The 1,194-nt window shown below is 76.0% G+C and carries 1 protein-coding gene; it reads right to left on the reverse strand.

The window, feature by feature from the left end; translation table 11 throughout:
• Positions 1-1,043 (reverse strand): N-acetylglucosamine-6-phosphate deacetylase (locus FNQ90_RS23925; RefSeq protein ID WP_182608254.1); only part of this gene is annotated, 1,043 nt, incomplete at its 3' end.
• Positions 1,044-1,194: the final 151 nt, after the last annotated feature.

The following is a 1,194-nucleotide window of genomic DNA, read 5'->3' on the forward strand; positions in this document are numbered from 1 at the left end:
GTCGTGGACAGCGCGTGCACCGCCTCGGTGATGCCCAGGCCGTCCTCCAGTACCGCCCGGCGCAGCGCGTGGTCCAGGGTCAGGGTGGAGCCGGCGATGGCCCCGCCCTCCACCAGGCGGGCCACGCCGTCCCGCACCTCGACCTCCAGCGGCCCCAACGGATAGGTGCCGTCGCCCATCCCGGCCGCGCCCATCGCGTCGGTGATGAACGCCACCCGCCCCGGCCCGGCGTTGCGGAACGCCAGTCGCAGCACCGAGGGGTGCAGGTGCACGCCGTCGTTGATCAGCTCGACGGTGACCCGCTCGTCCTCCAGCAGCGCCGGGATCGGCCCCGGCGCGCGGTGGGCGAGCGCCGGCATCGCGTTGAACAGGTGGGTGGCGACCCGGGCGCCGGCGTCGATGGCCCGGCGGGTGGTCTCCCAGTCGGCGTCGGTGTGCCCGACGGCCGGGATCACGCCGTGGTCGGCCAGCAGCCGCACCGCCTCGATGCCGTGCGGCAGTTCGGGCGCGATGGTGAGCATCCGGGCGGTGCCGCGCGCCGCGTCGATCAGCTTGCGCACCTCGCCCGGCTCCGGCTCGCGCAGCAGCGAGGGCTGGTGGGCGCCGCAGCGGTTGAGGGCGATGAACGGCCCCTCGAAGTGGATGCCCGCCAGGTCACCCTGCTCGGTCAGCTCCGACAGCAGGCCGGCCCGGTCCGCCAGCCCGTCGAGGTCGTCGGTGACGGTGGAGGCAACCATGGTGGTGGTGCCGTGCCGTCGGTGGGTGTCGATGACGGTGAGGGCCTCGGCGGCGGTGCCGGTGGAGAAGGACGCCCCGCCGCCGCCGTGCACGTGCATGTCCACGAAGCCGGGCACCACCCAGTACCCCGTCAGGTCCAGGGTGCCCGCCTCCTCGGGGCGGCCGGTGACGATCCGTCCGCCCTCCACGGTGACCCGGCCGCCCTCGGCGACGCCGCCGGGCAGCACGACTCTCCCGCCGGTCAGCACGGTCCGGCCGGCGGTGGCGGAACCGGAGCGGCTCCCGGTCGGGCTGTGAGCGGTCATGGTTTGCGTACCTCCGCGGAGTCGGGTGCGGGGCCGGTGGGGGACGCCGTCGCGGTGACCGGTGTCTCCCCTCGCGGGTCCCGCCGGGCGCCGTCGGGTCCCTCGGCGGCGAACGGGCGGTTCGGGGCCCCGGCGACATCGGCGGGGTGGG

This window comes from Streptomyces alkaliphilus (assembly GCF_014141535.1).
Taxonomy (GTDB): domain Bacteria; phylum Actinomycetota; class Actinomycetes; order Streptomycetales; family Streptomycetaceae; genus Streptomyces; species Streptomyces alkaliphilus.